The organism is Siccirubricoccus sp. G192, from assembly GCF_019084075.1.
GTDB lineage: Bacteria > Pseudomonadota > Alphaproteobacteria > Acetobacterales > Acetobacteraceae > G192.
Genome location: NZ_JAHREN010000002.1, coordinates 273471 through 296988 on the forward strand (window position 1 = coordinate 273471; position 23518 = coordinate 296988).

Annotated in this window: 28 protein-coding genes and 7 pseudogenes; 25 read left to right on the top strand and 10 right to left on the bottom strand. The window is 69.2% G+C overall.

All coding sequences use genetic code 11. The features are described from left to right. Positions 1–264: 264 nt before the first annotated feature. On the bottom strand, positions 265–582 hold the full coding sequence (locus KSF81_RS27855; protein ID WP_217382136.1) for a hypothetical protein: 318 nt from the start codon (positions 580–582) through the stop codon (positions 265–267). A 168-nt stretch (positions 583–750) separates the two neighbouring features. Here KSF81_RS27855 and KSF81_RS31110 point away from each other — a divergent pair, with 168 nt between their 5' ends. Then, positions 751–879: a hypothetical protein gene (locus tag KSF81_RS31110; RefSeq protein ID WP_256444384.1), complete on the top strand. Its 129-nt coding sequence runs from the start codon at positions 751–753 to the stop codon at positions 877–879. Positions 880–1023: 144 nt separating this feature from the next. Here the strand turns inward: KSF81_RS31110 and KSF81_RS27860 are convergent, their stop codons facing one another. Further along, positions 1024–1914, bottom strand: a complete 891-nt coding sequence (locus KSF81_RS27860; protein ID WP_254454315.1) for a replication protein RepA — start codon at positions 1912–1914, stop codon at positions 1024–1026. Positions 1915–2292: 378 nt separating this feature from the next. Between KSF81_RS27860 and KSF81_RS27865 the strand changes: the two genes are divergently transcribed. Continuing rightward, a complete protein-coding gene (locus tag KSF81_RS27865; protein WP_217381926.1) occupies positions 2293–2631 on the top strand; it encodes a helix-turn-helix domain-containing protein in 339 nt (112 codons plus the stop codon). A gap of 758 nt (positions 2632–3389) precedes the next feature. Continuing rightward, positions 3390–4229 carry an IS6 family transposase gene (locus KSF81_RS27870; protein WP_217381927.1) on the top strand — a complete coding sequence of 280 codons (840 nt, stop codon included), beginning with the start codon at positions 3390–3392 and terminating at the stop codon, positions 4227–4229. Between the two features lie 23 nt (positions 4230–4252). Here the strand turns inward: KSF81_RS27870 and KSF81_RS27875 are convergent. Then, a pseudogene (locus KSF81_RS27875) lies at positions 4253–5205 on the bottom strand (IS110 family transposase); the annotation flags it as partial. A gap of 40 nt (positions 5206–5245) precedes the next feature. Here KSF81_RS27875 and KSF81_RS27880 point away from each other — a divergent pair. Together KSF81_RS27880 and KSF81_RS30765 are read left to right on the top strand one after the other, a co-directional pair. Continuing rightward, on the top strand, positions 5246–5419 hold the full coding sequence (locus tag KSF81_RS27880) for a hypothetical protein (RefSeq protein WP_217381928.1): 174 nt from the start codon (positions 5246–5248) through the stop codon (positions 5417–5419). Between the two features lie 93 nt (positions 5420–5512). Beyond that, a pseudogene (locus KSF81_RS30765) lies at positions 5513–5663 on the top strand (IS256 family transposase); the annotation flags it as partial. Positions 5664–5724: 61 nt separating this feature from the next. On the opposite strand, the gene KSF81_RS27885 reads toward KSF81_RS30765, so the two are convergent. Then, on the bottom strand, positions 5725–6276 hold the full coding sequence (locus KSF81_RS27885; protein WP_217377317.1) for a transposase: 552 nt from the start codon (positions 6274–6276) through the stop codon (positions 5725–5727). 35 nt (positions 6277–6311) lie between these two features. Next, positions 6312–6746, bottom strand: coding sequence for a helix-turn-helix domain-containing protein (locus KSF81_RS27890; protein WP_217382104.1), 435 nt, complete (start codon positions 6744–6746; stop codon positions 6312–6314). 588 nt (positions 6747–7334) lie between these two features. Between KSF81_RS27890 and KSF81_RS32640 the strand changes: the two are divergent. From KSF81_RS32640 to KSF81_RS27930, 11 genes and pseudogenes are all read left to right on the top strand, one after another. Next, a pseudogene (locus tag KSF81_RS32640) lies at positions 7335–7817 on the top strand (methyl-accepting chemotaxis protein); the annotation flags it as partial. 36 nt (positions 7818–7853) lie between these two features. Further along, positions 7854–9812: a chemotaxis protein CheW gene (locus tag KSF81_RS27895; RefSeq protein WP_408906677.1), complete on the top strand. Its 1959-nt coding sequence runs from the start codon at positions 7854–7856 to the stop codon at positions 9810–9812. A gap of 13 nt (positions 9813–9825) precedes the next feature. Continuing rightward, a pseudogene (locus KSF81_RS32590) lies at positions 9826–9984 on the top strand (chemotaxis protein CheW); the annotation flags it as partial. Between the two features lie 34 nt (positions 9985–10018). Beyond that, the gene (locus KSF81_RS30770) at positions 10019–10348 is read left to right on the top strand and encodes a chemotaxis protein CheW (protein ID WP_254454316.1); all 330 of its coding nucleotides are present in this window, start codon (positions 10019–10021) and stop codon (positions 10346–10348) included. Continuing rightward, complete coding sequence (gene cheB / locus KSF81_RS30775) at positions 10345–11433, top strand: chemotaxis-specific protein-glutamate methyltransferase CheB (protein WP_309139776.1); 1089 nt, start codon at positions 10345–10347, stop codon at positions 11431–11433. The genes KSF81_RS30770 and cheB overlap by 4 nt, the downstream gene beginning before the upstream one ends. Next, entirely contained in the window at positions 11430–12284 is an 855-nt protein-coding gene (locus KSF81_RS27905; RefSeq protein ID WP_217381931.1) for a protein-glutamate O-methyltransferase CheR, read from the top strand. Before cheB ends, KSF81_RS27905 begins: the two co-directional genes overlap by 4 nt. Next, a pseudogene (locus KSF81_RS32595) lies at positions 12281–12547 on the top strand (Hpt domain-containing protein); the annotation flags it as partial. The gene KSF81_RS27905 and the pseudogene KSF81_RS32595, both read left to right, overlap by 4 nt. Before the next feature lie 187 nt (positions 12548–12734). Next, a complete protein-coding gene (locus KSF81_RS30780; RefSeq protein ID WP_254454317.1) occupies positions 12735–13466 on the top strand; it encodes a hypothetical protein in 732 nt (243 codons plus the stop codon). Next, positions 13418–14251 (top strand): chemotaxis protein CheA, encoded by an 834-nt coding sequence (locus KSF81_RS27920; protein ID WP_217381934.1) that lies wholly within the window; start codon positions 13418–13420, stop codon positions 14249–14251. The genes KSF81_RS30780 and KSF81_RS27920 overlap by 49 nt, the downstream gene beginning before the upstream one ends. Continuing rightward, positions 14248–14496: a hypothetical protein gene (locus tag KSF81_RS27925; RefSeq protein ID WP_217381935.1), complete on the top strand. Its 249-nt coding sequence runs from the start codon at positions 14248–14250 to the stop codon at positions 14494–14496. The genes KSF81_RS27920 and KSF81_RS27925 overlap by 4 nt, the downstream gene beginning before the upstream one ends. 75 nt (positions 14497–14571) lie before the next feature. Beyond that, positions 14572–14955 (top strand): response regulator, encoded by a 384-nt coding sequence (locus KSF81_RS27930; RefSeq protein WP_217381936.1) that lies wholly within the window; start codon positions 14572–14574, stop codon positions 14953–14955. Between the two features lie 138 nt (positions 14956–15093). Here the strand turns inward: KSF81_RS27930 and KSF81_RS30785 are convergent, their stop codons facing one another. Beyond that, entirely contained in the window at positions 15094–15354 is a 261-nt protein-coding gene (locus KSF81_RS30785) for a hypothetical protein (protein WP_254454318.1), read from the bottom strand. Positions 15355–15452: 98 nt separating this feature from the next. Here KSF81_RS30785 and KSF81_RS30790 point away from each other — a divergent pair, with 98 nt between their 5' ends. The 3 genes from KSF81_RS30790 to KSF81_RS27945 all read left to right on the top strand — a co-directional run bounded on the left by KSF81_RS30790 (position 15453) and on the right by KSF81_RS27945 (position 17934). Continuing rightward, positions 15453–15596: a hypothetical protein gene (locus KSF81_RS30790; RefSeq protein WP_254454319.1), complete on the top strand. Its 144-nt coding sequence runs from the start codon at positions 15453–15455 to the stop codon at positions 15594–15596. A gap of 9 nt (positions 15597–15605) precedes the next feature. Continuing rightward, positions 15606–16187 carry a PAS domain-containing protein gene (locus tag KSF81_RS27940; RefSeq protein WP_217382109.1) on the top strand — a complete coding sequence of 194 codons (582 nt, stop codon included), beginning with the start codon at positions 15606–15608 and terminating at the stop codon, positions 16185–16187. Positions 16188–16413: 226 nt separating this feature from the next. Further along, on the top strand, positions 16414–17934 hold the full coding sequence (locus tag KSF81_RS27945) for a PAS domain-containing sensor histidine kinase (RefSeq protein WP_217382110.1): 1521 nt from the start codon (positions 16414–16416) through the stop codon (positions 17932–17934). Positions 17935–18670: 736 nt separating this feature from the next. Here the strand turns inward: KSF81_RS27945 and KSF81_RS27950 are convergent. The 4 genes from KSF81_RS27950 to istA form a co-directional block, all read right to left on the bottom strand. Continuing rightward, entirely contained in the window at positions 18671–18808 is a 138-nt protein-coding gene (locus KSF81_RS27950; protein WP_217382111.1) for an ATP-binding protein, read from the bottom strand. After that, on the bottom strand, positions 18805–19296 hold the full coding sequence (locus KSF81_RS27955; protein WP_217382112.1) for an ATP-binding protein: 492 nt from the start codon (positions 19294–19296) through the stop codon (positions 18805–18807). The genes KSF81_RS27950 and KSF81_RS27955 overlap by 4 nt, the downstream gene beginning before the upstream one ends. Then, positions 19296–19445, bottom strand: coding sequence for a hypothetical protein (locus KSF81_RS27960; RefSeq protein ID WP_217382113.1), 150 nt, complete (start codon positions 19443–19445; stop codon positions 19296–19298). Before KSF81_RS27960 ends, KSF81_RS27955 begins: the two co-directional genes overlap by 1 nt. Before the next feature lie 82 nt (positions 19446–19527). Beyond that, positions 19528–20820: an IS21 family transposase gene (istA, locus tag KSF81_RS27965; RefSeq protein ID WP_217382114.1), complete on the bottom strand. Its 1293-nt coding sequence runs from the start codon at positions 20818–20820 to the stop codon at positions 19528–19530. A 117-nt stretch (positions 20821–20937) separates the two neighbouring features. Between istA and KSF81_RS32600 the strand changes: the two are divergent. The 6 genes and pseudogenes from KSF81_RS32600 to KSF81_RS27985 all read left to right on the top strand — a co-directional run. Beyond that, positions 20938–21048, top strand: a pseudogene (locus tag KSF81_RS32600) (ATP-binding protein); the annotation flags it as partial. 44 nt (positions 21049–21092) lie between these two features. Next, positions 21093–21761, top strand: a complete 669-nt coding sequence (locus KSF81_RS27970; protein WP_217382115.1) for a hypothetical protein — start codon at positions 21093–21095, stop codon at positions 21759–21761. Positions 21762–22392: 631 nt separating this feature from the next. Next, positions 22393–22473: pseudogene (locus KSF81_RS30795) on the top strand (succinate dehydrogenase, cytochrome b556 subunit); the annotation flags it as partial. 73 nt (positions 22474–22546) lie between these two features. After that, entirely contained in the window at positions 22547–22759 is a 213-nt protein-coding gene (locus KSF81_RS30800; RefSeq protein WP_254454362.1) for a hypothetical protein, read from the top strand. After that, positions 22759–23175: a succinate dehydrogenase, hydrophobic membrane anchor protein gene (gene sdhD / locus KSF81_RS27980; RefSeq protein ID WP_217382120.1), complete on the top strand. Its 417-nt coding sequence runs from the start codon at positions 22759–22761 to the stop codon at positions 23173–23175. The genes KSF81_RS30800 and sdhD overlap by 1 nt, the downstream gene beginning before the upstream one ends. Before the next feature lie 74 nt (positions 23176–23249). After that, the coding region (locus KSF81_RS27985; RefSeq protein ID WP_254454320.1) for a 2Fe-2S iron-sulfur cluster-binding protein at positions 23250–23518 on the top strand (269 nt) is incomplete at its 3' end.

The following is a 23518-nucleotide window of genomic DNA, read 5'->3' on the forward strand; positions in this document are numbered from 1 at the left end:
GCTCAGGAGGCCGCATAGAGCGGTCTGAGCGCCAGGGAGGGTGGCCCGGCGCCGGCAGCTCTGCCCGCAGCAGATCTTCACATGGCGGCCGGAGATGCTAGGCGCCTCATTGAACCTATTTTCAGGTGCGATGGTGGTGTTCTGCTCGAAGCGAGCGGATCGGATCGGGATCCTGGTCTGGGTGTAGAAGTAGCGACTTGATCTGACAGTTGGTCGATCTGGCGTGGTGGGTGTCCGCCGGATCGAAACTGTTGGCTGGCTCGGCTACGCGGCCTTTGCCGGGTTCTGTTTTTCGCGCGCGAGATTAGCGCTGTCGAGGAAAGTCTGCATCGGCGTCTTGCCGAAGCACCAGCGGCCCTGATGGGTATGCGGCGTCGTCCAGGCATTCTCATGCGCCTCCATCCGGGGCTCCAGGTTGGGGGTTGCTGGCCTCGCAACCACAGCTTTCCAGCCCAGCCCCGGAGGGACAACCTCCATAGCAACGACAACTAGCGCGGCGATGCTGTCCATCCCCACCACGGGCAACTCGGGGACAGGGCCGTCCGCGAGGTAGATGCCGTTGCCGTCGATCCAGTCGGCCAAAACGAAGGCGAGGGCGTCCGCCTCGGTGCGGAGGATTGGGCGGGGTGGGGGTGTCGGCGGCTGTCTCGGTGGCTGGCTCATACGGGGACCGGCTACCTGGGCGGTGACTCCTCAAGGTTTCATGGACCCGGCGTGGGCGCTCGGGGCTCCGGGCCGCCGGAGGCCGAGATGCACGATCTGATCTTGCCCGCCCTGCCGTTCGCTGGGTTCCTCATCGCCTGGGCGGTGGTTCGCGGGAAGGCCGGGGACGACGCGGTGATGACGTCCGTGATGCTCGCGGTCCACCGCCCGAGGTGACCCCCGAAGAATGGGTGTTTTGGTGAGCTTGGCCCCCGGCAAGTCCTTGGCGTCAGTGCTTAATGGGTGGGTGATTTGGTGAGCACCGGACAGAGCGCGACTCGTGCCGATGCCGCGAGTCGCCGGGTGATTTGGTGAGCCCGCTTATCCTTGGCGAATGGTAAGCAGGCGCGGCGCCACAGGCGGACGGCTCGGCTTCAGCAGCACCCCGATCTCGCCGACCTCGACCTTGGCGTCGGGATACACGGCCAGCGCCAGGTCCAGTGCCTTCGGCCACTTCGACTTGAAGTGGTAGAGTTCCTTGTAGTTGGTGCCGAACTGCGCCTTCAGCGCCTTCCACGTCACCAGCGTGTCGCCCTTCAACGAGTGCAGGCGGTAAGCGAGCCAGATGTAAGCGTCCATCGCTGCCGAGTTGTTAGCCAACGACTTGATGGCGGCCTCCTCGAGCGGGACGGGGTGCTTCTTCAGCTGCTCGAAGTAGCCCTCGGAGAGCTTGGCGATTTCCAGGCTGAGGCGGCCCTGGCGGTAGTCGTCAGACTCCTCGATGAAGAGCGCCTTGTCCACGACGCTCTGGTTCACCAGGGCGCTGGTACGTCCGGCGCCCGAGATGTGGAAGGACAGCCGGCAGCGGGAAATCCGCTCGGCCTGCTCTTTCACGGAGCGGAAGGCGCTCCCGCCTGGCTGGATGCCCAGGCGGGCCATCCACTGCCGCAAGGAGCCGCCCAGCTCAACCTCGCGGCTGCCGGTCCTGAGGGCTTCCGTTTGCAGGAACAGGAGAATGAGTCGGGCATGCGCCCCGAACGGGACGCCGACGCTCTCAAGCTGCCCGTCGTCGCCGATCGGGCGTAGGCCCGGCTGAACAACCAGGCGGACCCTCTCCGAGGCCACAGTCCACGGCTCGTCGTCTTTGAGCCTGCGATGGGGAAGGGCGCATTGGGTCCAGCCGGAGTAGACGAAGCCGAGGCCGCTTTCCTCGTCCTGCATGTAGCGGGCGGCGGTCTCGATGATGTCGCGCTCGACGGTCCCGGCCTGCAATTGCCCCGGCCTTGCCTTTCTCCGTCAGCAGCTTGTGGACCGTCCCCATCTTCGTGGCCTGCTCAACGCACTTTCATGGCGCCGAACATGCCTGTTTCCGTGGGCTTCGTCGCCGGGTGATTTGGTGAGGCAGTTACTAGGGAAGGGATATTTGAAGTAACTATTAGTTTGCACGCCAAATCACTCGGTATAACCAAAGCAAGTTATTGATTCGCCGTGGCCGTCCTCACCAAAAGGCGCACGGCTCATCACCGCTTCACTCGGGATAACCGGCGGGACCTGTGGGCCGCCGTTCCCCGCGGCTCACCAAATCACCCGGCCGCCCGGCGCGACTCGGACGGTCCTCTCGCTTGCGTCCCGCGGCCTCAGCCTCCCGGCATGAGGAACGCCAGACCCTACCGCCGCCACCGCCGCACCGCACCTCCCTGCGCCGAATTCATCGTCGGCCGGAAGGCGGGCGACAGCTTCGCCGAGATCGCTCGATCCTACGGTTGCCAGGAGCGGACGGTCCGCCTCGCGCTGGACCGATACGTCGACCGCGGCGAGGTGCCGCTGGTCGCGGTGCACGTCCTGCACCCACACGATGGCGTGGCGCGGGCCCGGTTGTTCGACCGCAGCCGGGCAGCGCACCAGCGGGGTGTCCCCGTGAAAGGCTGGGAAACCGTCGAGGAGGCTCGGCGGAGGTTCGGGGACGGCTCGATGGGGTACATGCCGTGAGGCGCCGGGGAGTCATGCGGCGGGGCAACCGCGACCGCAGCGAGTTCGCGCCGCTCTACGTGGTCTTGCGCGAGAGGCTGGCCACCCGTCTCTGGCGGGGTGCCTGGATGGGCACCGGGCGAGGGGGGAAGTGGCTCGCCTACCAGGGGGCCTTCACCGTGGCGGAGCGGATGGCTCGCCACGAGGCGGTAGGGGCTCCCCCGTGCATACTCCCGGCCCACCATGCCCCGTGGATTGCCGTGAGGGCCGGGGCCATGTTCGGGTTGCAGCTGGGGCAGGGCGCCGCGCTGGCGCTGACCATCCTCGGAGGAACGCTCGGGGTCGGGTGGCGGGTCGCCCTCGTGCTGGGCCTTGGGGGTCTCCCGGCGGGGCGAGGAGGAGGCGGAGTGAAGCCACAGAGGCGGCTCCGAGGAGCGGTAGCCCCTCCCTGCGACGGCCGTGCAACGCTCCCGGACGGCTGACCCGTCACGAGCAGATTGGTCTTGAGTGCAGTCACGACCCTCACTAAATCACTCACATCCGCGTCGCTGGTTCACCAGCGGCACCCCTGGGGGCTACGGCCTCCGGGGTTCTACTTTTTGGGGCACCCCATTGCGGGGATATCGTCCTGGATGAGTTCGGACGATTCGGCATCTGCCCCTGAGGAGGCCTAGCCTTCACCCGAGGAACCGGTTCTGTAGGGACTCGCGCTGGGCGACCCGTTTGGCCGGCCAGGGTAGGGCTGGTAGGCTCCGGTCTCGGCGTAGCGGGACTCGGCGATGGACCGTGTGGCTTGCGGCTCCGCCGCCGTGATGGAGCGGCCGGAGCGCACGGCCCGGGGCTACCGCCGGTTCCGCTGCCGCGAGTGCGGGAAGGAGTTCAACGAGCGCAGCGGCGGGTTGCTGAACCACACCCACCACCCTTCGGACGTCATCGCGCTGGTGGTGCTATGGCGGCTGCGCTACCGCCTCACCCTGCGCGACCTCAGCGAGATGTTCCTCGTCCGCGGGATCGCATTCAGCCACGAGGTCGTCCGCGAGTGGGAGGCGAAGCTCGCGCCCGCTCTGGCCGACAAGTTCCGCCGGCGGCGCCATAGCCGGGGCGGTGCCCGCGGACGCCAATGGCACGTCGACGAGACATATCTGAAAGTCGGCGGACAATGGGCCTATCTGTATCGAGCCATCGACCACGACGGCAACCTCGTCGACACCATGGTGAGCGAGCACCGCGACATGGCGGCGGCCCAGGCCTTCTTCCGCTCGGCGAAATCGGCCACCGGCCGAGTCCCCGACCAAGTGACCACGGACGGGCACGGCTCCTACCCCCGGGCAATCCGATCGACACTCGGCCAGCGGGTTGTCCATCGCACCGGCGCCTACAAGAACCTATGGCGCGCCCCGTCTGCAAGCGCTTCCGCGACCCGGTTCGACGAGTCTACGCCAACCTATCCGGTCTCAGGGCCCAGCCCCGGCCAAGATGGAGATCCGCACGTCCCGGTCCTCATAACAACGACGGCGTCGAGCGCCAGTTTTTGTAACAGGATTTCGGAACGCCGGTCGATCGTCAGGCCATCTCGCTTCCACCGCCCGCAGACCTCGTCAGCCGCCCGCGCCGGGTGAGCGCGAACGGCCGATTCCGTGCGCTACGACACCGCCGTGGCCCTCGTCTCGAACCCCCGCCCGCAGCGGAGCACCGCGCGGACGATCCGCGCCAGCTTGGCCGCGAGCGCCACCACCACAGTGTTCACGTGCGCCCGCGCAAGCAGGCCTCGCAGCCAGCCGCCGAGCGGCGTCTCGCGCCTGGACAGCGCCGGCAGGGCCGCTCGCGCGCCGTGGATCAGCATCTTGCGCAGATACACGTTGCCCCGCTTGCTGATCCCGAGCAGCCTCGGCTTGCCGCCCGTCGTCATCTGCTTCGGCACAAGCCCCAGCCATGCGGCCAGGTCCCTTCCACGGCCGAAGGTCTCGGCCCTGCCGATCGCGGCGACCAGCGCCGTCGCGTTCAGCGGCCCTATGCCGGGGATCGTGGTCAGCAGCCGGGCGGCCTCGTCCGTGCGGGCCTGCAGCGCGAACTCCTCGTCGAACGCCAGGATGCGGCGGTCCAGCTCGCGCCACTCCGCCCGCATGTCCTCGACCAGCAGCCGAGTCCGCGGGCTGAGCGAGACTTCCTCCGCGCTCAGCAGGATCTCAAGGGACAGCTCCAGCTTGCGCCGTCCCTGGGGCACTATGACGCCGCGCTCCAGCAGGAAGGCGCGCAGCCGGTTGATCAGCGCCGTCCTCTCGCTCACCAGCCGGTCGCGGGCGCGGTGCAGGCTCTGCATGCCGAGCTGGGCTTCGCTCTTGAGCTCCACGAAGCGCATCGTCGGCTGGGTCGCGGCCTCGGCGATCGCCTCGGCGTCCCGGTCGTCGTTTTTCTGCGCCTTCACGTAGGATCGCACGTATTCGGGCGACATCAGCCGGAACTGGTGGCCGAGGTCCCGCAACCTTCGGTCGAGGAAATGTGCCCCCCCCCGCAGGCCTCCATCGCCACCACGCAGCCCGGCACCCCCGCCGCCAGCTTGACCACCCCGTCCCGGTGCATGCGCCGCCGCAGGATGGAACAAGATCATCGCGGCGTGAAAGGCCGCATACGATGTATGCGCGGTTTCAAGAGCTTCGCCTCCGCCGAGCGTTTCTGCCGAAGCCATGACGAACTCCGCAACTTTCTCCGCCTGCAGATCCGCCACAACCAGCACGTCCCCGCCAACCGCCGCCGCCGGCTTCACGTCCGTCGTGCCACCGCTGTGCTCGCCGTCCTCGATGCGGCGTAGACGGAACCTGTCATCCAACTCGTGACGGCAGGTTTGGCCCGAGAGCTGACAAAACCCTTCCGCCGATCCCTGCAACACTGCCCCTCCGAGGCGTCGGTCCTGCGGTTGATCGGCGCCGTGCTGCTCGAGGCCAACGACGAATGGCAGCTGCAGCACCGCCACGTGGGCGTCGAGGCTATGGGCAGGATGCTCACCCCCGCCATCGACCAGCGATACCCTGCAGCTTCCACCCAGGGCCGTCTGATCCATAGCGTCTTAGCCCATCCGCCTTTTCCACCATGTCGACGGACGTGATCCTCTTTCTGCTAAGTAGGTGGCCAAAAGTCTTCTATCAGGTTCCTGAGCCAGAAGTGCTTTGAAGCCATCCCGGCCTTGCGGCACGCCTGCTGGGGTGTCAGTCCCAGCACCCAGTCTGCGGCATCGCTGGCCAGAGCATTCACCGAGGTGGCCTGCCGATTGGCGGCGATGAGCCGCTTCAGTTCGCGCCAGAGTTGGTCCATGGCGTTCAGTTCCGGAGCCTGCTTGGGCAGCCAAAGGAACCGGATGCCAAGCGCCGCGGCCAGCATCTGGGTGCGCGCGGCGGTGTGTGCGCTGGCCCGGTCGGCCAGGAGCCAAATCGTGCCGGCGGCGCGGTAGCGGCGTCGCACCTCGCGCAAGAAGACCTGCGCATCGGCAGCGCCGGCACGCGGACGGACGAGCACGACCCGGTGCGCGGTCCGCAGGTCGATCGCGCCGAACAGCACTCGCTTGGCGTTCGCGCCGGTGATCGGCACGGTGGCCTGCGTGCCCTTGAGAGCCCAGGCCGCGCGCAGCGGGGGAAACAGCCGCAGCAAGGTCCAGTCGCAGCACAGCAGCACGTCGCCGGCGCGCCAGCCAGCGCGCAGGCGCCGGATTATTCCCCTTTTTTCTGGGCCAGATGTACTGCCCGTCCGACGTAGACGTAGCGGGGCCGCTTCCAGCGGTAGTTCGCCTCATGCAGGCGGCGGCGCAGCGTTCGGGCGCCGACCGTGATGCCGTGACGTCGGTGCAGATACTGCCTGAGCAGAGGCACCGTCCAACTCGTCGCCTGATAGCCGCAGCCGCGCGGGTCGCGTGCCAAGGCCGCCGCCAGGCGGCACGGAGTGAGCCGCGGGGCCGAGTGCGGTCGCCCGGGGCGCGGGCGGTCCGCCAGGGCGGCGGCATCATGGGCCGCCAGGTAGCGTTCGAGCCACCCGCGAACACTGAACCGTGTGGCGCGCACGTGCCGGGCCACCTCACTGATGGGCTGTCCTTCAGCGACCAGCAGCACCGCCTCGACCCGGCGGTACAACCGTGCCTCGCGCGCCACCGATAACACACGCTCAAGGCGGCGCCGATCGGCCGGAAAAACCGCTGCACCTCACGCTTTGCATGTCCACGCATGCCAGCCAGTGTGCCAGCAAGATCAGACTGGTCGAAAACTTTTGGCTACCTACTTAGAGATACGCACGGGGCTCTATGGGCCTGCCCAAGTTCGGATGGTATGTTCAGCAGGTTGGCACGACGCAGCCATCCCTCTGGAGGTTTCATGGCGCTGGTGAAGACATCCGAACTGGCCAGGGGTGACCAGCGCCCCACGGCTGGTCGCGAGGAGGTGCCGGCCGCCGCGCCCGTGGCGCCGTCGTTTGCCCGTCGCTCGTCGGACCGGTCCCGGATTCGCCGGCAGCAAGCGGCCGAACGCATCGGTGTTGCATCGGAGGAACTGGCTGCGGGCGTCGCTGAGGCCTCAGCGGCTGTCGAGGAGTTGCGGCGCGCCTTAGAGCAGATCGCCTCCGCCGCGGAAGAGGCGGCGGGTGCCACGCAGGAGAGCCAGGGCGCCATTGACGGGCTCGGGGCGGCCTTCGGTCAAGCTCGGAACCAGGCTGAGGCGGCGCGGCGCGTGACCGAGGCGCTGCGGATGCTGCTGACGGAGGCGGGTGCGGGAATCAGTGCCTCAGCCGCATTCACCGAGAGTCGCGCTGCACGCCAACTGCGCTCGGTGGAGATCGTCACGACGCTGGAGACTCTGGCGGGCAGCATCGGGGAAATCACGGGCGCGGTCGGCGACATCTCGGACCAAACGAACCTCCTCGCGCTCAACGCGGCCATCGAAGCGGCCCGTGCCGGCGAGCATGGGCGCGGCTTCGCGGTGGTAGCGGAGGAAGTGCGCGCCCTGGCGGAGAAGTCCGAGGCGAGCGCTCGGGAGGTGCACGGCCTCGTCACTGCGATCCGCGACGAGGTACGCGGGATCGCAGCGCGCATCCGCGTCGCAGCCGAGGCAGCGGGCGGGGAGGCACGGAATGGACGCGCCGCTGCCGCGATGCTCGACGCCGTTCGCGCGGAGATGGCTACTATCGCGGAGGGGGCAGAGGCGATCCTCCAGGCGGCAGTGGAGGCCGAGGCCGGCAGTCGCGAGGCGCAGCGCGGCGCTGAGGCCGTGGCCAGCGCTGCCGAGGAGCAGTCCGCCGCGACCGCGGAGGCGCAGCAGGCGGTGGAGCAGCAGACGACGGCGCTGGAGGGAAGTCAGCAGGCAGCGCAGGCCCTCGCGGCGCTGGCCGAGGACTTGCAGTCCGACCGGACAGGCGCTTCCCGGGCGGAGGAGGTGGCCTCGGCCGCTGAGGAGTTGTCGGCGACGGTGCAGGAGATGTCGGGCTCCGCGGGGCAGATCATGACGGCACTCGGCCAGATCGCCCGCGGCGCGCAAGCGCAGGCGGCCGCCACGCAGAAATCCTCCGCCGCCATGGCCCAGATCGAACGGGCGGCCGTCTCGACCCGCGGTGCCGCGGCCGGGGCGGTGCAGAAGCTGGAGGCCCTGGCGCCGCGCGTCGGCGAAGGGCGCACGGCAGCCGAGGGTCTAGGCCGCAGCCTGGAGGAGGCGCTGCGGGAGGCGGAAGCGGTTGCCGCGCTCGTCGCTTCGCTGGAGGCCGCCCGGCGGCGGATCGAGAAGATCGTGGACGCCATCGCCCTCGTCGCCGTGCAGACGAACATGCTTGCGGTCAGCGGATCGGTGGAGGCGGCGCGGGCCGGCGAGTCCGGGCGCGGCTTCGCGGTGGTCTCCTCTGACATCCGCGACCTTGCGCGCGATGCCGCCGGTAACGCGGACCGGATGAAGGACGTGGTCCGTGATATCCACGATCATGTGGAGGTGGTCCGCCGCGACCTCGATTCCATGTCGGCGGCCTCGCTTGGGGAGGTTGCCCGGATCGCCAGTCTCGCCGGGCAGCTCGTGACGGCGGAGACGGAACTGGCGACGCTGCGCGCGGGCGCGGACGAGATCGTGGCGAGTGCCGCGACGGTGCTCGACGCGGTACGGGAGATCTCGGCCGGCACGCAGGCGATCGCCGCCGCGGCCGAGGAGGCGAGCGGCGCCGCGACCCAAGCCTCTGCCGCCGCCCGGGAGCAGGCGAAGAGCGTGGAGGAACTGGCCGCCGCCATCGAGGAGATCGCGAACCTCGCCGACGAGCTTCGGACGGGGGGTGATCCCGTGACGCCAGTGGCGTGGACGGCCGCGGAGGGTCGTTCCCTGACGGTCACGGTAGCGGGCGAAGTCCTCGCTCTGCCCGCCGGCATGGTGCGGGAGGTGCTGCGGCCGCGGCCCGTTACGCGCGTGCCGCACGCGCCGGCGGCCCTGCTCGGGCTGGCGAACATGCGGGGGGCGGCGCTGCCGGTGGTGTCCCTCGCCGCGCTGATGGGGCGGGAAACTGCTGCGCCGTCGGGCGCCACGCGGGTCGTGGTGATGGAGGGGGAGGTGCCGGTCGGGTTGCTGGTGGATTCCGTCTCCGCCCTCGGAGGCGGGAGTGTCCGTACGGTGGATCCGGACGCGCTGCTGGCGCGGGCCTTCGGCACCTCAGCGCGCCGCGGCACCGGCGCGCGCGGGCGAGCATCCGCGATCGTCGGACCGGGAGCCGTCGCGCCGCAGGCGATTTTGGAGGAACTCGCCCTCATCGCTTTCCTCCTCGCCGGACAGGAGTACGCCCTACCGCTGGACAAGGTCGCGGCTGTGATGCGTCTGCCCGCGGAGGTGGCGGCGGTGCCGCGTACCGGTCAGGCGATGCTTGGGGTCACGGCATACCGCGGCGGACTGCTGCCACTCGTCTCACCCCACGCGCTGCTCGGGATCTCTGTGGCCGAGGCCGCCCGCGCGCGGGCACGGATCGTCGTGGCGCGGCTGGGCCCGGCCCTTGTCGGACTGGTGGTGGACTGTATGACGGCGATCCTGCGTCTGCCCGAGGCTGCCATTGATCCCGTCCCGCCAGTCCTCACGCGGGGCGCGGGCGAGGCGCGGGTGGAGGCCATTGGCCGATTGGAGGGGAGGACGGCGGCTCGTCTCCATCCTCGCCCCGGCGCGGCTCTTCAACGACGAGACGGCGTTGCAGCTCCTGGCCGACGCCGGTAGGGAGACGGGCGCGATGACCGATGCCGAGGGCGGGTCCGAGGCGGTTGAGCGTTTCGTGGTGTTCCGGTTGGGCGACGAGCATTACGGCCTGCCAATCACCGCGGTGGACGAGGTGGCGCGGCGGCCGGAGAGCCTGACGCGGGTTCCTCGCGCGCCTGCCTTCGTGGACGGCGTGATGAACCTCCGCGGCGCGGTCATCCCGGTGATTGACCAGCGCCGACGTTTCGCCGCGGGGGGGAGCGGCGGAGGAGGGCCACGGCCGCGTCGTCGTGCTGACGATCGAGGGGTTGCGCGCGGGGCTCGCGGTGGATGCAGTCACCGAGATCCTCTCCGTCCCGACCACGGAGCTGACCCCGGCCCCTACGCTGGCGGCCTGCGAGGCTGCTATGTTCGACCGCGTCGCGACGGTGGAGCGGGACGGGCGCATCATCCTGCTAATCAACCCGAAAATCTTGCTGGATGCGGCGGAGCGGGACCTGCTATCCGCCATCGCCTCGGACGGCGCGGGCGGAACGGGGGCCGACCCCGCCCCGTGATCCGGCTTCTCATCGTGGACGATTCCGCCCTGATGCGGCGCCTGCTGGGCGAGGTGTTCCGGGCGGAGGGCGACTTCGAGGTCGCCGTCGCGCGCGACGGCGACGAGGCGATGGCGATGCTGGCTGAATGCCGGCCGGACGTGATGACGCTCGACGTGCAGATGCCGCGGATGGACGGGCTGGCCTGCCTCGACCGCATCATGCTGGAGCGGCCGCTCCCGGTGGTCATGGTCTCCTCCGTCACGGAGGCGGGGGCGCGGGAGACGCTGAAGGCGCTGGAGCTGGGCGCTGTGGACTTCGTCCCGAAGCCGGGCGGGGCGGTGTCGCTCGCGATAGATGAGCTGGGGCCACTGCTGGTCGAGAAGGTGCGGGCGGCGGCCGCGGCCCGGCTGCGGCCGAGCCATCGGTTGCGGGAGCGCGTGCGCCTGCGCGCCGGATTGTCGGCGTCGCCGACCCCGTCACCAGCACCCCGGGCGACGCGCCGGGACCCCGCGCCGCGCGCGGCCGGGCTGGTGGACCGAGTGGTACTCGTCGGCTGCTCCACAGGTGGGCCGCCGGCGCTGGACGCGCTGCTTGGGCCGCTGCCGGCCGATTTCCCCTGGCCGATCCTCGTCGCGCAGCACATGCCCGCGGCTTTCACCGGGCCGCTGGCACGGCGGCTGGACAAGCTCTGTGCGCTGACAGTTGTGGAGGTCACGCGGCCCGTGCCGGTCGTACCAGGGCAGGTCCATATCGGGCGCGGGAATGCCGACTTGATCCTGTCGCTGCGTCCCGGCGGGCTGGTGGCGATGGCGGCCCCTGCCCTGCCAGAGCATCGCTGGCACCCGAGCGTGGACCGTCTCGTCACGAGCGCGTTGCAGCACCTGTCGGCCGAGCGCCTCGTCGGCGTGCTGATGACGGGGATGGGGAGCGACGGCGCCGCCGCGATGGCGCGGCTGCGGGCGGGGGGTGGGCGGACGATCGCCGAAGCTGAGGAGACCGCCGTGGTCTGGGGGATGCCGGGTGAGCTGGTACGGCTGGGCGGGGCAGAGGCCGTGCTGCCGCTGGACGCCATCGCCGGCACGCTGACGGGCTGGGCTGGATGAGTGGACCGGGCGCCTTTCCCGCCGAGCCGCCGAGCGCGGAGGAGCTGCGGCGCCTCTGCGATTTCATCTACCGCCGTAGTGGCCTGTCCTACGGCGAGAGCAAGCGGACCTACATCGAGCGGCGGCTGGCGATGGGGATGGAGCGGAGCAGCGCCCCGTCCTTCCTCGCCTACATGGCGCTGCTGCGGGTCAACCCGGCGGAGGCCGAGCGGCTGATCAACAGCGTCACGGTGAACGAGACTTACTTCTACCGTGAGGAGCACCAGCTTCAGTGCCTCGGCCGCTCCCTCCTGCCGGAGATCGTGGCGGCGCGCGGGCCGGGCGACCTCGTGCGCCTCTGGTCCATGCCATGCTCCACGGGGGAGGAGCCCTATTCCATCGCCATCTGGCTGCTGGAGAACTGGGCGCTAGTCGACGCCTACAACATCGAGATCGTCGGCTCCGACCTCGACACGGAGGTCCTAGCCGCGGCGCTGGAGGGGCGCTACGGTAAGCGGGCCCTCTCGCGTCTGCCGCCCGGCGTGGTCGAGCGCTACTTCGAGCCGCCGCATGGTCACCGGCGGCAGATCATCCGGGACCTGCGGGAGTCCGTGCGCTTCACCCTCGCCAACCTCGTGGACGCGGACAGCATGGCGGCGCAAGGTCGCTTCGACGTCGTGTTCTGCCGCAACGTGCTGATCTACTTCGACGAGGCCGCCCGTCAAGCGGCCTCGCGCCACCTCTTCGCGGCACTGAACCCGGGCGGCTTCCTCTGCCTCGGCCATTCAGAGTCCATGGCGCGGATCTCCGAGCGCTTCATTGCGCGGCGCTTTGAGAACGCGATCGTGTATCAACGCCCGGTGGGCGCATGAGCGAACTGCTGGATCAGTTTCTCCTAGAAGGTCGGGAGCTGATCCAGCAGGCGACCGACGACCTGCTGGCGCTGGAGCGCCATCCGGGGGATGCGGCGCGGCTCGACGGAGCCTTCCGGGCGGTGCACACGCTGAAGGGATCGGTGGCGCTGTTCGACCTCGTCCCGATGGAGCGCGCGCTGCACGCGGCGGAGGACCTGCTGGATGCGGTGCGCGACGGGCGGCGGGCGGCCGGACAGAACGTGATGGACGCCTTGCTCGACCTCATCGGCGCGAGCGAGGGTGGATCGAGGAGATCGCGCGGACGGGCGGCCTGCCCGAGGATGCGCCGCAGCACGGGCGGGCGCTGGAGGGGCGCTACGCGCGGCCCTGGATGGCGATGCGGTGCCGTGCGCGACGGTGCCCCCGGCGGCACCCTGGGCCACGAGGGCCGAATGGTTGCCGGGGCTGATGGCGGCCGAAGCGGAAGCTCTTGCGGCGGCGCAGGCAAGCGGGAAGGGCGTGACGGCGCTGCGTTACGTTCCGGTGCCCGACTGCTTCTTCCTCGGAGACGACCCGATGGCGCTCGTCCGTGCGGTGCCGGAACTGACAGGGTTGCGCGTCCTGCTCCGCGCGCCTTGGCCGGAGGAAGGGCCCGATCCCTTCACCTGCAATCTCGTCATCGAGTTGCTGAGCACGGCGGCGGAGGTGGAGGTCCGGCAGGTCTTCCGCTTAGTCGCGGACCAAGTGGATGTTGTAGCGATCCCGCTGCCGGATCGACCCGCGCCGGAGGTGCCGGTACCGGGCGCCGGGACGACGAGCGCCGCGTCGCGCAGCCTACGGGTGGATGCGGCGCGGGTAGACGCGCTGGTGGATCTGGTAGGTGAGCTGATCGTCGCGAAGAACGGCCTCGCTCATCTCGTCGCACAGGCAGGGGAGACGGATCCGCGGCTGGCCCGGGCTCTGGCCGAGAGCCAAGCCGGCATCGAGCGGCTGGCGGAGACAATGCACCGCACGGTGATGGGCGTGCGCATGGTGCCGCTGGCCCGCACCTTCCGTCGGCTACCGCGGCTGGTGCGGGAGGCAGCGGCCGGGCTGGGGAAGACCGTCGCGCTGGACATTAGGGGGAGGCAACGGAAGCTGACAAGGCGATCGTGGACGGGCTGTTCGACCCGCTGCTGCACCTGCTGCGCAACGCGGTAGACCACGGGATCGAGAACCCGGCGGCACGGGCCGCCGCGGGCAAGCCGGCGACCGGCCGCGTCACCCTGGAGGCGCGGCGCGAAGGCGACGAGATCGCCGTGGAGGTGACGGATGACGGGCGCGGCATTGATCCCGCGCGGGTCCGCCGGGTCGCGCGGGAGCGGCGCCTGATGCCAGACGCGGCGCTCGACGCGCTGGACGATGCGGCGGCGGTGCAGCTGGTGTTCCAGCCCGGCTTCTCGACGGCCGCCACCGTCACGGCCCTGTCGGGGCGCGGGGTGGGCATGGACGCGGTGCGCGCGGCCGTGGAGGGATTGGGAGGGCGCGTCTCTCTGGCGAGCCAGCCTGGCGCGGGCTCGACCATCCGCCTGTTGTTGCCGCAGGGCGCCTGCGTCACGGCCGTCTTGATGGTCCGGCTAGGAGGGGACGTGTTCGGCGTGCCGGTCGAGGGTGTGGCAGAGACAGCGCGCATCCCAGCGGACTGCATTCTTCCCCTTCGCGATGGAGAGGCCTTCGTGTTCCGCGGCCGGACGGTGCCGCTGCTCCGCCTGTCCTCGCTGCTGAACCTGCCGGAGACGGCGCGCGAGGGTAACGCGCGGGTGCTGGTCATCGGTTCCGGTGCTGGGCGGGCCGGGGTGGAAGTGGACAGCTTCGTGGGGCAGGTCGACGTGTTGCTGCGGCCACTGTCCGGGCTCCTGGCCGGGATACCCGGGCTGCTCGGTACGGCACTGCTGGGGGATGGACGGGTGCTGATGGTGCTGGACCTGCCGGGGTTGGTCGGATGAGCGTGCGGCTGGATGGCCCGGTTATCTGTCTGGAGGGCGAGTGTCGGGTGGAAGACACCGAGCCCCTGCTCGCCGCCCTGCAGGGTGGGCCAGGGCGGGTCGTTGACCTGAGCGGGGCGGGCCCCCTGCACGCGGCAATCGTGCAGGTGCTGCTGGCACTGCGGCCGCCCCTGTCGGGGCCTGCACGCGACCCGTTCACGGCTCGGTGGCTGCTGCCGCTTTTGGCGGCGAAGCCACCGGGCTAGACTGGGCCGAACTGTTGCTGGGGTTGGGCAGGCCTCCGAAGCCAGCGCCTTCCTCTTGGAGTTTGGAGTTCAGGCATGGCCATCACGGTGCTGATTGTTGACGACAGCAAGCTCGCCCGGATCGTGGCGGGGAAGGCCGTCGGCGCCCTGGAGCCGGGCTGGGAGCGCGCTGAGGCGGGCAACGCCGAGGAGGCACTGGCGCGGGTCGGGTCGGGCGGGATAGATGTCGCCTTGCTCGACTACAATATGCCGGGAAAGGACGGGCTGACCCTCGCGGCGGAGCTGCGTGCGCTGCACCCGACCATGCCGCTGGCCATCATCACGGCGAACGTGCAGGACGAGATCATCGCCCGCGCCCGCGCCGTGAACGCGACCTTCGTTGCCAAACCGGTGACGGAGGAGGGTCTGCGCGGTTTCGTCTCCGGGGCTGCCCTACGGCTACGTGCGGCTGCACAGTGACCCCGCCCGAGGCGCTGCTGAACGAGCTGGAGCGCGATGCTCTCACGGAGCTGGTGAACATCGGCGTGAGCCGAGCGGCGGCCAGCCTGCGTAAGATGGTCGGCGGGGAGGTCTTGCTGTCGGTTCCTTCCGTGGAGATCATTGACCACCACCGGGCCATCGCGCTGATCCAGGAGGAGAGAGGGCGAGGACCTGGTAGCGGTACGGCAGGACTTCTCCGGTGCGTTCCAGGGACGCGCCTTGTTGATCTTCCCCCAGGCCAATGGCCTGGAACTGGTGCGTGCCGTGCTGGGCGAGGCGTTGCCGGACGACGAGGATGCGGCGGCGATGGAGCAGGAGGGCGCTGGCCGAGACGGGCAACGTGATCCTCAACAGCTGCCTCGCCACGATGGCGAACATGCTGGAGCGCTCCCTTACCATGTCGCTGCCCCAGGTGCTGCGGACTGACGGCCGGGGCTTGCTCGCGAACGGGGATACGGCGGCGGACGAAGGGGCCGGTGCTGTTCCTCTATATCAACTTCTCCGTGCGAGAGCGGAGCATCCGCGGCTATATCGCGATGGTGATGGACCTTCGCTCACTCGACGCACTGAAACGTCTGGTGGGCGACTTTATTGACCGGGTGATGCAGGATGAGGCGTAGCGACCAACCGTGAGCGATTTTGGGGACAGGGCACCCAACGCAGCGCCGCCGGCCGAGCTTCAGCAGCTTGCCGGGCCGCTCTTCGACGCGATGGCGCGCTCGGGCCTGTCCCTAGTCGTGACCGATGCGCGGCAGCACCACAATCCCGTCGTCTTCGTCAACGCCGCTTTTACAAGGCTCACCGGCTACGCGCCGGAGGACGTGATCGGCCGTAACTGTCGGCTGTTGCAGGGTCCCGGGACAGACCGGGCCACCATCGCCACCATCGCAGCGACGCTGCGCGAGGGACGCCTCGTCGAGGCGGACTTACTGAACCATCGGAAGGACGGTACCGCCTTCTGGAACAAGCTGGTCGTCGTTCCGGTCCCTGGCGACGCGGGGCGGCCGGCCTTCTTCCTTGGCACCCAGGCGGACGTCACGGCGGTGCGGGCGCCCGGGGTCCAGACCGCCCTCCACGTGCACCAGCGGGCACTGGATGAGGTGACCGACCATCTGCGAGCGACCCTCTCCACCGTAGGCGTGATGGCGTCTTGGGACTGGCACATCGCGGAGCGGCGGATCTATGGGGATACGCGCTTCGCCGCCCTCTGACAGTAGGGCGGGGTGAGGCGGTCCGCGGTGTTGCGCCGGCGACCTTCTTCTCCATCATCCATCCTGGGGAAGAGGCGCGCATCCGGCTGGCCGTAGGGGGATCCTGCGCGGGGCCGAGGTCTTTTCGAAGGAATACCGCGTCGTCCTGCCGGACGGGACGACCCGCTGGGTCCATGGCCGCGGCCGCCGCCATGGGGATGCGGAGGCGGCCCGCTTCGTCGGCACGATGGTGGACATCACCGACCAGAAGCGCGCCGCGGAGCGGCTGCGGATCGCGCAGACTGCAGGCGGCATAGGCACTTTTGAGTATGTCAGCGGCTTCGGCACGGTCTCGGTGTCGGCGCAGTTCTGTCAGCTCCTGGGCCTGCAGCCGGCGGCGGACCTGCCGCTGCGGACGGTCAACTCGGTGGTGAAGCCGGAGGGTGGGTCGATCATTGGCGCGACGACCGAAGCGGAAATCGGACAGGTCAGTCAGGCGGAGTTCTGCATCATACGGCCCGACACCGGCGAGCGACGCTGGCTGATGCGGCGCGGTGAGTTTCTCCGCGACACAGAGACTTCCGAACTGCGCTTCAGCGGTGTGATTTACGACATCACCGACGCCAAGCGCACCGAAACGTTGCTGCGCAACCTGAACGAAGAACTGGAGGTACGTGTCTCGGAGCGTACGGCGGACCGCAACCGGTTGTGGCGGCTGTCGACCGACATCATGCTCGTCGCGCGCTTCGACGGTACGGTCAACGCAGTGAACCCGGCCTGGACGAGCTTGCTCGGTTGGGCTGAGGCCGAACTTGTCGGCAGCAACCTAATGGGCCTTGTCCACCCCGAGGACAGGGCTTCGATGCTCGCCGAGATAGGCAAGCTCGGGCAGGGCGCCACCATCCTCCGGTTCGAGAACCGCTACCGAGCGCGCGACGGAAGCTACCGCTGGCTTTCCTGGATCGCGGTTCCTGACGCCGACCTCATCCAGGCGGTCGGTCGTGATGTTACGGACGAGAGGGCGCGTCAGGCCGAACTCGAGGCCGCCCAGGAGGCACTCCGCCAGAGCCAGAAGATGGAGGCCATCGGACAGCTCACAGGTGGAGTAGCGCACGACTTCAATAACCTGCTCACGATCATCAAGTCGTCCACCGACTTGCTGCGCCAGCCGGACCTCGCCGAGGAGCGGCGCCGCCGGTACGTTGATGCCATCTCCGACACGGTGGACCGGGCCGCCAAGCTCACGGGTCAGCTCCTCGCCTTTGCCCGCCGGCAGGTTCTCAAGCCCGAGGTCTTCGACGTGCCCGAGCGCGTGCAGGCCCTCGGCGACATGCTGCGCACGATCCTTGGGTCGCGCATCCGAATAGTGACGCAGATCGACACTGGGCGCTGTCTCACGGAGGCCGACGTTACGCAGTTCGATACGGCTCTCGCCAACATGGCCGTGAATGCGCGCGACGCAATGAACGGTGAGGGAACGCTCCGGGTAAGAGTCGAGAGTTCGCCGGGGATTCCGAGGGTAGGGGCCCAGGAGGGCCGCACGGGCACGTTCGTCGCCGTATCACTCTCCGACACCGGATCCGGCATCGCGACCGAGAAGCTTGCGCACATCTTCGAGCCGTTCTTCACGACGAAGGACGTCGGCAAGGGTACAGGCCTTGGACTGTCTCAGGTATACGGCTTTGCAAAGCAGAGCGGCGGGGATGTAGGGGTCGAAAGCGAGGTCGGGCGCGGCACCACTTTCACCCTCTACCTGCCGCGAGGTTGAAGGCGAGGCGGCACCGCAAGCCGGAGCGGTCGGTAAGATACAGGGCGACCCCGGCGGCGGGCTGCGGGTGCTCTGGTCGAAGACAATGTCGAGGTGGGCAGGTTCTCGACCCAGCTCCTGCAGGACCTCGGCTACGAGACAACCTGGGCTGCCAGTGCCGACGAGGCCCTGGCATTGTTGGAGCGGTCACTTCGACATCGTTTTCTCGGACGTGGTCATGCCCGGCATGAGTGGGGTCGAACTGGGAAAGCTGATACGGCAGCGCCACCACCAGATTGGCCGTGATTCTGACCTCCGGCTATAGCCACGTCCTCGCTGAGAAGGGCCGTAGCGGTTTCAGATTGCTGCAGAAACCCTATGCCATCGAGGACCTGTCCCTGGTGCTGCGCCGGGTCTCACGGAGACCGGACCATCCGATAGCTCCGAGAGATTCGGATTATAAAGGCAGGGGTTCTGTCAGAACTCGCGCCAGGCTGGCTGTGTCTAGTGGGATTTGGCCCACCGGTGCTGACGAATTCTGGCCCACCTACCGCTTCTGACCGTCCTGGCCGGGCCGCGGCCCGGCCGGGACGGTCAGTCGCTGTTCTGGTGTCCTCCTCATGGCTTGGCGGGCTTGCGCTGTGCCGTGGTGCGGCGGAACCGGTAGGAATCCGTGCCCGTGGTGATGATGTGCGCTCGGTCGGTCAGGCGATCGATCAGGGCCCTTGCACAGCCGCGGGTTCGGGATGACCTGCGGCTATTCGGAGAACGGCAGGTTGGTGGTCACGATCACCGCCGCCTTCTCGGCCCGGTCGGCGATCACCTGGAACATCAACTCGCAGGCGGTCTCCGCGAGCGGCACGTAGTCCAGCTCGTCGATGCAGATCCAGGTCAAGCCGCTCCCAGCGGCCGAGCGCGCGGCTCCAGCTGGTTGGCATGCGCCGCCTCGGCCAGTTCGTTGATCAGCCCGGTCGCCGTGGTGAACCGCACCCGCCGCCGCTGACGGCGGGCCGCCACGCACAGCCCGGTCGCCAGATGGGTCTTGCCCGTGCCCGCTTCGCCGATCAGCAGCACCGGCTCCGCCTTGGCGATGTATTCGCCCTCGGCCAGCCCGCGCAGCTGGGCGGGCGGGACGCCAGAGCGGTCGAACTCGAATGCCTCGAGCGTCTTCATCCGCGGCAGCCGGGCGTCGTGCAGCAGACGCGTGATCGCCCGGCTCTCGCGCTCCTCCATCTCGGCCGCCAGCAGGGCTTCAAGATAGCCGAGATGGGACTGCTTCTCCCGGATGGCGGTCTCCGCCAGGCGGCTGAACTGCCCACCGATGGTCGGCATGCGCAGCGCCTTGCAGTGCTGCCGGATGGCCTGGTCCTGCAGGTCGCTCATCACGCCCTCCCGGCGCAGGGGCCGGAGAGGAGCAGCGTGTCGTAATCGGCGACACTGGGCATCGGCCGGTCGTAGCGGGCCAGTTCGCCGATATCGACCGGCGTGGGCCGGGCCTTGTGCAACGCCGCCTCGCCCAGCAGATAGCGCACCGCCGCGACGTCGCAGGCGCCGAGCGACACCGCCGTGGCGATCGCCGCCCGCAGCCGCTCCTCGCCGAACTCCTACCCAGCATCAGCACTGCCACCATGGCGCGGGTGCCGTTCTGCTTACGTGCCGGGCCCGCAGCCGATCCCAGAGCACGTCATGGCAGGCCGGCCAGCGCCCGGCCCGGCGCCACTGCTCCAGCGGCCTGGACCCGGCGAGCGCCCCTGGCTTGTGGCCCAGCACATCCAGGTAGTGCTCGAGATCCAGCACCTGCTGGCGGCGGCTGTGGCAACGCTCGTGGCGGGCGATCCGCCGTCCGCCATGCCAGATCTCGACATGCAGCGGGTGCACCCGCGCCTCCACCCGCGTGCCCGCCCGGGCAGGCACCGAATAGGCGTTGGTCTTGACCGTGACGCAGCCCTGCTTGTCCACCAGCGGGAACGTCACCTCGGCCAGGTCGAAACCCTCGTCTGCGGGACGCAGCAGGTGGCCGCGCTCCGCCGCCATCGCCACGCCGACCGCCTCACTGCGCCCGTCCAGGACCCGTGCCTCGTCCGCGCGGCAGGCCGCCAGCAGCAGCGCGTTCAGCGCGTCGAGGTCGGCCACCTCCGGCACCGGGACCAGGTGGTTGCGGCGGAAATAGCCGACCTCGCCCTCGATGCCGCCCTTCTCATGGCCTTCGCCGGGGGTGCAGAACTCGGCCGCGAACCGCCAATGCGAGCGGAACGCCACGAACCGCGCCGTCTCCTCCCGCCGGTGCCCGCGCAGGATCTTACGCACCGCGCTTGCCAGGTTGTCGTAGCGCAGCAGCCGGAACACCCCGCCGAAGTAGCCGAAGGCCCCCTCATGTGCCTCGAGGAACGCCTGCTGCGTCGCGTGCAGGTAGGCCCGGTGGAACGCCGCGCCGCTCGCCATCGAGCGCATGGCGAAGACCTGCACCCGGGTCCGCTCGCCGCCGAGGTCGGCCCAGGCCTCGTACCAGTCCACCTGCGCCTCCTGGCCCGGGCCGTAGCTCTGCGGCACGAAGGTCTCGCGCCGCACCAGGCCCATCGCCCGCTTGCGCTCCCGCACGTGGTTGCGCACCGTCGACTCGGCCAACGCGGTGCCCGGAAACTCCTTCAGCAGCCGCCGATGCAGACGCCGCGCCGTATGCCGCTGCTTGCGCGGCGCCCGCAGATCCTCCTCCAGAACCCGGTCGATGAAGGACGCGACCGCATCCAGCTTGGGCTTGGCGCGCTGCGGGTAGTACCGCGCCGGGGGCAGTGCGCTGGCCAATGCCTGTCGCACCATCCGGCGGTGCACCCCAAACTTCGCCGCCACACCCGCCACCGTCCCGATGCCGAACTCATGCTCCCGGCGAAGCTGCTCGAACAAATCCACCTTGGCTTTCCAATCCACTCCAGGCCCCCCGGGTCACCCAGGGAGACCGTAGGTTGGGGGACGGCAGGTGGGCCAAAATCTAGCAGCACGCCTGGGCCAACATTCCAGTAGCAAAGCCACAGCCACGTGCTGACCATTCGTGGCGACAGCTACCGCTTGCGGGAGAAGCGGCGGTCCGGGCTACTCAAATCCAACGTCGCACCGGCTCCGGCCGGGTCATCCGAATGACCGGGGTGGCTGGGTTTTCGATGTCGCCGCTGGCTGGGTTCCTGATGTCGTTTGACAGGATGGTCGCGGGCAACCCCGCGGCCCCGGCTGAGGCACTGGCGGCGCTGGCCAGAGACCCCGACGAGTGGGTGCGCCGGACGGTCGCGCGCAACCCCGCTATCTCGGCTGAGGTGTTGGCGGCGCTGGCCAAAGACCCCGCCAAGGAGGTGCGCGGGTCGGTCGCGGGCAACCCCGCGGCCCCGGCCGAGGCACTAGCAGCGCTGGCCAAAGACCCCGCCAAGGAGGTGCGCCGGACGGTCGCGGGCAACCCCGCCATCTCGGCTGAGGCGCTGGTGGCGCTGGCTGGCGACCCCGCCACGGAGGTGCGCCGGACGGTCACGCGCAACCCCGCCATCTCGGCCGAGGCACTAGCAGCGCTGGCCGGCGACCCCGCCACGGAGGTGCGCCGGACGGTCGCGGGCAACCGCGTCACCCCGGCCGAGGTGCTGGCGGCGCTGGCCAAAGACCCCGCCAAGGAGGTGCGCCGGACGGTCGCAGGCAACCCCGCCATCTCGGCCGAGGTGCTGGCGGCGCTGGCCGGCGACCCCGCCACGGAGGTGCGCCGGACGGTCGCGGGCAACCGCGTCACCCCGGCCGAGGTGCTGGCGGCGCTGACCGGCGACCCCGACGGGGGTGCGCCGGACGGTCGCGGGCAACCCGAACACGTTGCTTGAAGATCTCGAGGTGGAGAAGGTGGCTCGATAGGGCCATGCCCCAGATCCGGACCAAGCCCGGGCGCCCAAAGCGCCGCGTGACATTGCTTGCCAATGCTCGCTGACGTGCCTTGACACGAAAGGCGGAGGAGGCGTTTCGTTACAATAAAGCACCAAACCACCGAGGCCGCAGCGGGCTTGGCCTGGAGGCCCAGGAAGCGGCCATCCGGGCCTTCCTACAGCCCGGCGACCGCCTGCTGGCGACGGTCTACGTCGAGGTCGAGAGCGGCCGGCGCACTGACCGGGCCGGACCTAACGGAATGCGTGGTTCTGTAGCGTAGCGGAACGAAGCGAGAACGCGGCGGTGGCCTGGTGAAGGAAACCCACCACCCCGCCCTGGTGCCGCGTGTGTCACTTTCCGAAGTCCCCTTCAGTGGTATTCGTTGGAGCTACTGAACTCACGAGCTTTCCAAGCGACAGTTCTTCAAGGAAGCGCAGCGGCTCGGCGCGCCGCGTTCCTTGATTGGACCACGGAGGCGAGACACCCGTGAAGGATATCCGTGACACGCTGATGCTGGCGCGCAGGAGCGACGGCACGCTGGTCGCCCGGCCGTTGTCGCCCCATCTGCAAAACTATCGCTGGCCGGTCAGCATGGCGCTGTCAATCGCCCACCGGGCTACCGGCATCGGGTTGTCGGTGGGCGCGCTTCTCGTGACGTGGTGGCTCGCCGCCGCAGCGGTTTCCGACAGCGCCTTCGCTATGGTGCAAGGCTTCCTCGGGTCGGGCTTCGGCGTCTTCCCTGCTGATGGGCTGGGCGGCGGCGCTGCTGCTGCACCTATTCCTGGGCATCCGCCACCTAGCATGGGACGCGGGCTGGGGGTTCGGCACACTGGCCCAACAGGAACCTGTGCGCCCAGGCCACGAGAACCGTATCTATCGCATCACCGGCTGGGGTGTCATCGGCGTGACCGTGATCGCCACGCTGATCGTCTGGATCATCGGCTTCGTGGTGTGGTGATGCCAAGCAACCCTGACCTCCCGGATAGAGCCATTCACGTCGATGTCCTGCGCTCTCAGCTCAAGCGCGTGCGCGGCCTCGGCTCGGCCCACTCCGGGTCCGGAACGTGGTGGGCGGAGCGTCTGACCTCGATCGCGCTGGTGCCGCTGACCCTGTGGTTCATCGTCTCGGTCATCAGCCTCGAAGGCGCGACCCGGGCCGACGTGTTTGCCTGGCTGCACGCGCCGGTGCCGCTGGTCCTCATCCTGTGCATGGTCGTCGCCACTTTCTGGCACATGGAGCAGGGGCTGCGCGTGGTCATTGACGACTACGTGCGCAGCGACGTCCTCCGCATCGCGATGCTGCTGCTCAGCCGCGGCGTCTGCATCGTCGCCGCCTTGCTCTGCGTCGTCTCGGCGCTACGCCTGGGGCTTTGACACCGACCGACGGGTTTCGGTGTTCCGCTGAGGAGATGGTTCACCGAGGCGCCAACACAGGGGCCAATATGCACATGGTCGCTTTCAGACTGCCCGCGAACAACCGCATCAAGCCAGGCAAGACCTTCGCCGCGCCCGCCGGCACAAGGCGCGTGCGCGCGTTCCGTATCTACCGCTGGAACCCCGACGACGGGACCAGCCCACGCACCGACACCTACGAGGTCGATCTCGACACCTGCGGGCCAATGGTGCTGGACGCTTTGATCACCATCAAGAACGAGGTCGACTCGACGCTCACCTTACGCCGCTCCTGCCGCGAGGGCATCTGCGGGTCGTGCGCCAT

What these genes read in the sequence shown, in the direction of transcription:
- KSF81_RS31110 (WP_256444384.1), top strand. Translation starts at nt 751, where the DNA reads ATGCACGATCTGATCTTGCCCGCCCTGCCGTTCGCTGGGTTCCTCATC.
- KSF81_RS27865 (WP_217381926.1), top strand. Translation starts at nt 2,293, where the DNA reads ATGAGGAACGCCAGACCCTACCGCCGCCACCGCCGCACCGCACCTCCC.
- KSF81_RS27870 (WP_217381927.1), top strand. Translation starts at nt 3,390, where the DNA reads ATGGACCGTGTGGCTTGCGGCTCCGCCGCCGTGATGGAGCGGCCGGAG.
- KSF81_RS27880 (WP_217381928.1), top strand. Translation starts at nt 5,246, where the DNA reads ATGCGCGGTTTCAAGAGCTTCGCCTCCGCCGAGCGTTTCTGCCGAAGC.
- KSF81_RS27905 (WP_217381931.1), top strand. Translation starts at nt 11,430, where the DNA reads ATGAGTGGACCGGGCGCCTTTCCCGCCGAGCCGCCGAGCGCGGAGGAG.
- KSF81_RS30780 (WP_254454317.1), top strand. Translation starts at nt 12,735, where the DNA reads ATGGCGGCCGAAGCGGAAGCTCTTGCGGCGGCGCAGGCAAGCGGGAAG.
- KSF81_RS27925 (WP_217381935.1), top strand. Translation starts at nt 14,248, where the DNA reads ATGAGCGTGCGGCTGGATGGCCCGGTTATCTGTCTGGAGGGCGAGTGT.
- KSF81_RS27930 (WP_217381936.1), top strand. Translation starts at nt 14,572, where the DNA reads ATGGCCATCACGGTGCTGATTGTTGACGACAGCAAGCTCGCCCGGATC.
- KSF81_RS30785 (WP_254454318.1), bottom strand. Translation starts at nt 15,354, where the DNA reads ATGTTCGCCATCGTGGCGAGGCAGCTGTTGAGGATCACGTTGCCCGTC.
- KSF81_RS27945 (WP_217382110.1), top strand. Translation starts at nt 16,414, where the DNA reads ATGGTGGACATCACCGACCAGAAGCGCGCCGCGGAGCGGCTGCGGATC.
- KSF81_RS27955 (WP_217382112.1), bottom strand. Translation starts at nt 19,296, where the DNA reads ATGAGCGACCTGCAGGACCAGGCCATCCGGCAGCACTGCAAGGCGCTG.
- KSF81_RS27970 (WP_217382115.1), top strand. Translation starts at nt 21,093, where the DNA reads ATGTCGTTTGACAGGATGGTCGCGGGCAACCCCGCGGCCCCGGCTGAG.
- KSF81_RS30800 (WP_254454362.1), top strand. Translation starts at nt 22,547, where the DNA reads ATGGGCTGGGCGGCGGCGCTGCTGCTGCACCTATTCCTGGGCATCCGC.
- sdhD (WP_217382120.1), top strand. Translation starts at nt 22,759, where the DNA reads ATGCCAAGCAACCCTGACCTCCCGGATAGAGCCATTCACGTCGATGTC.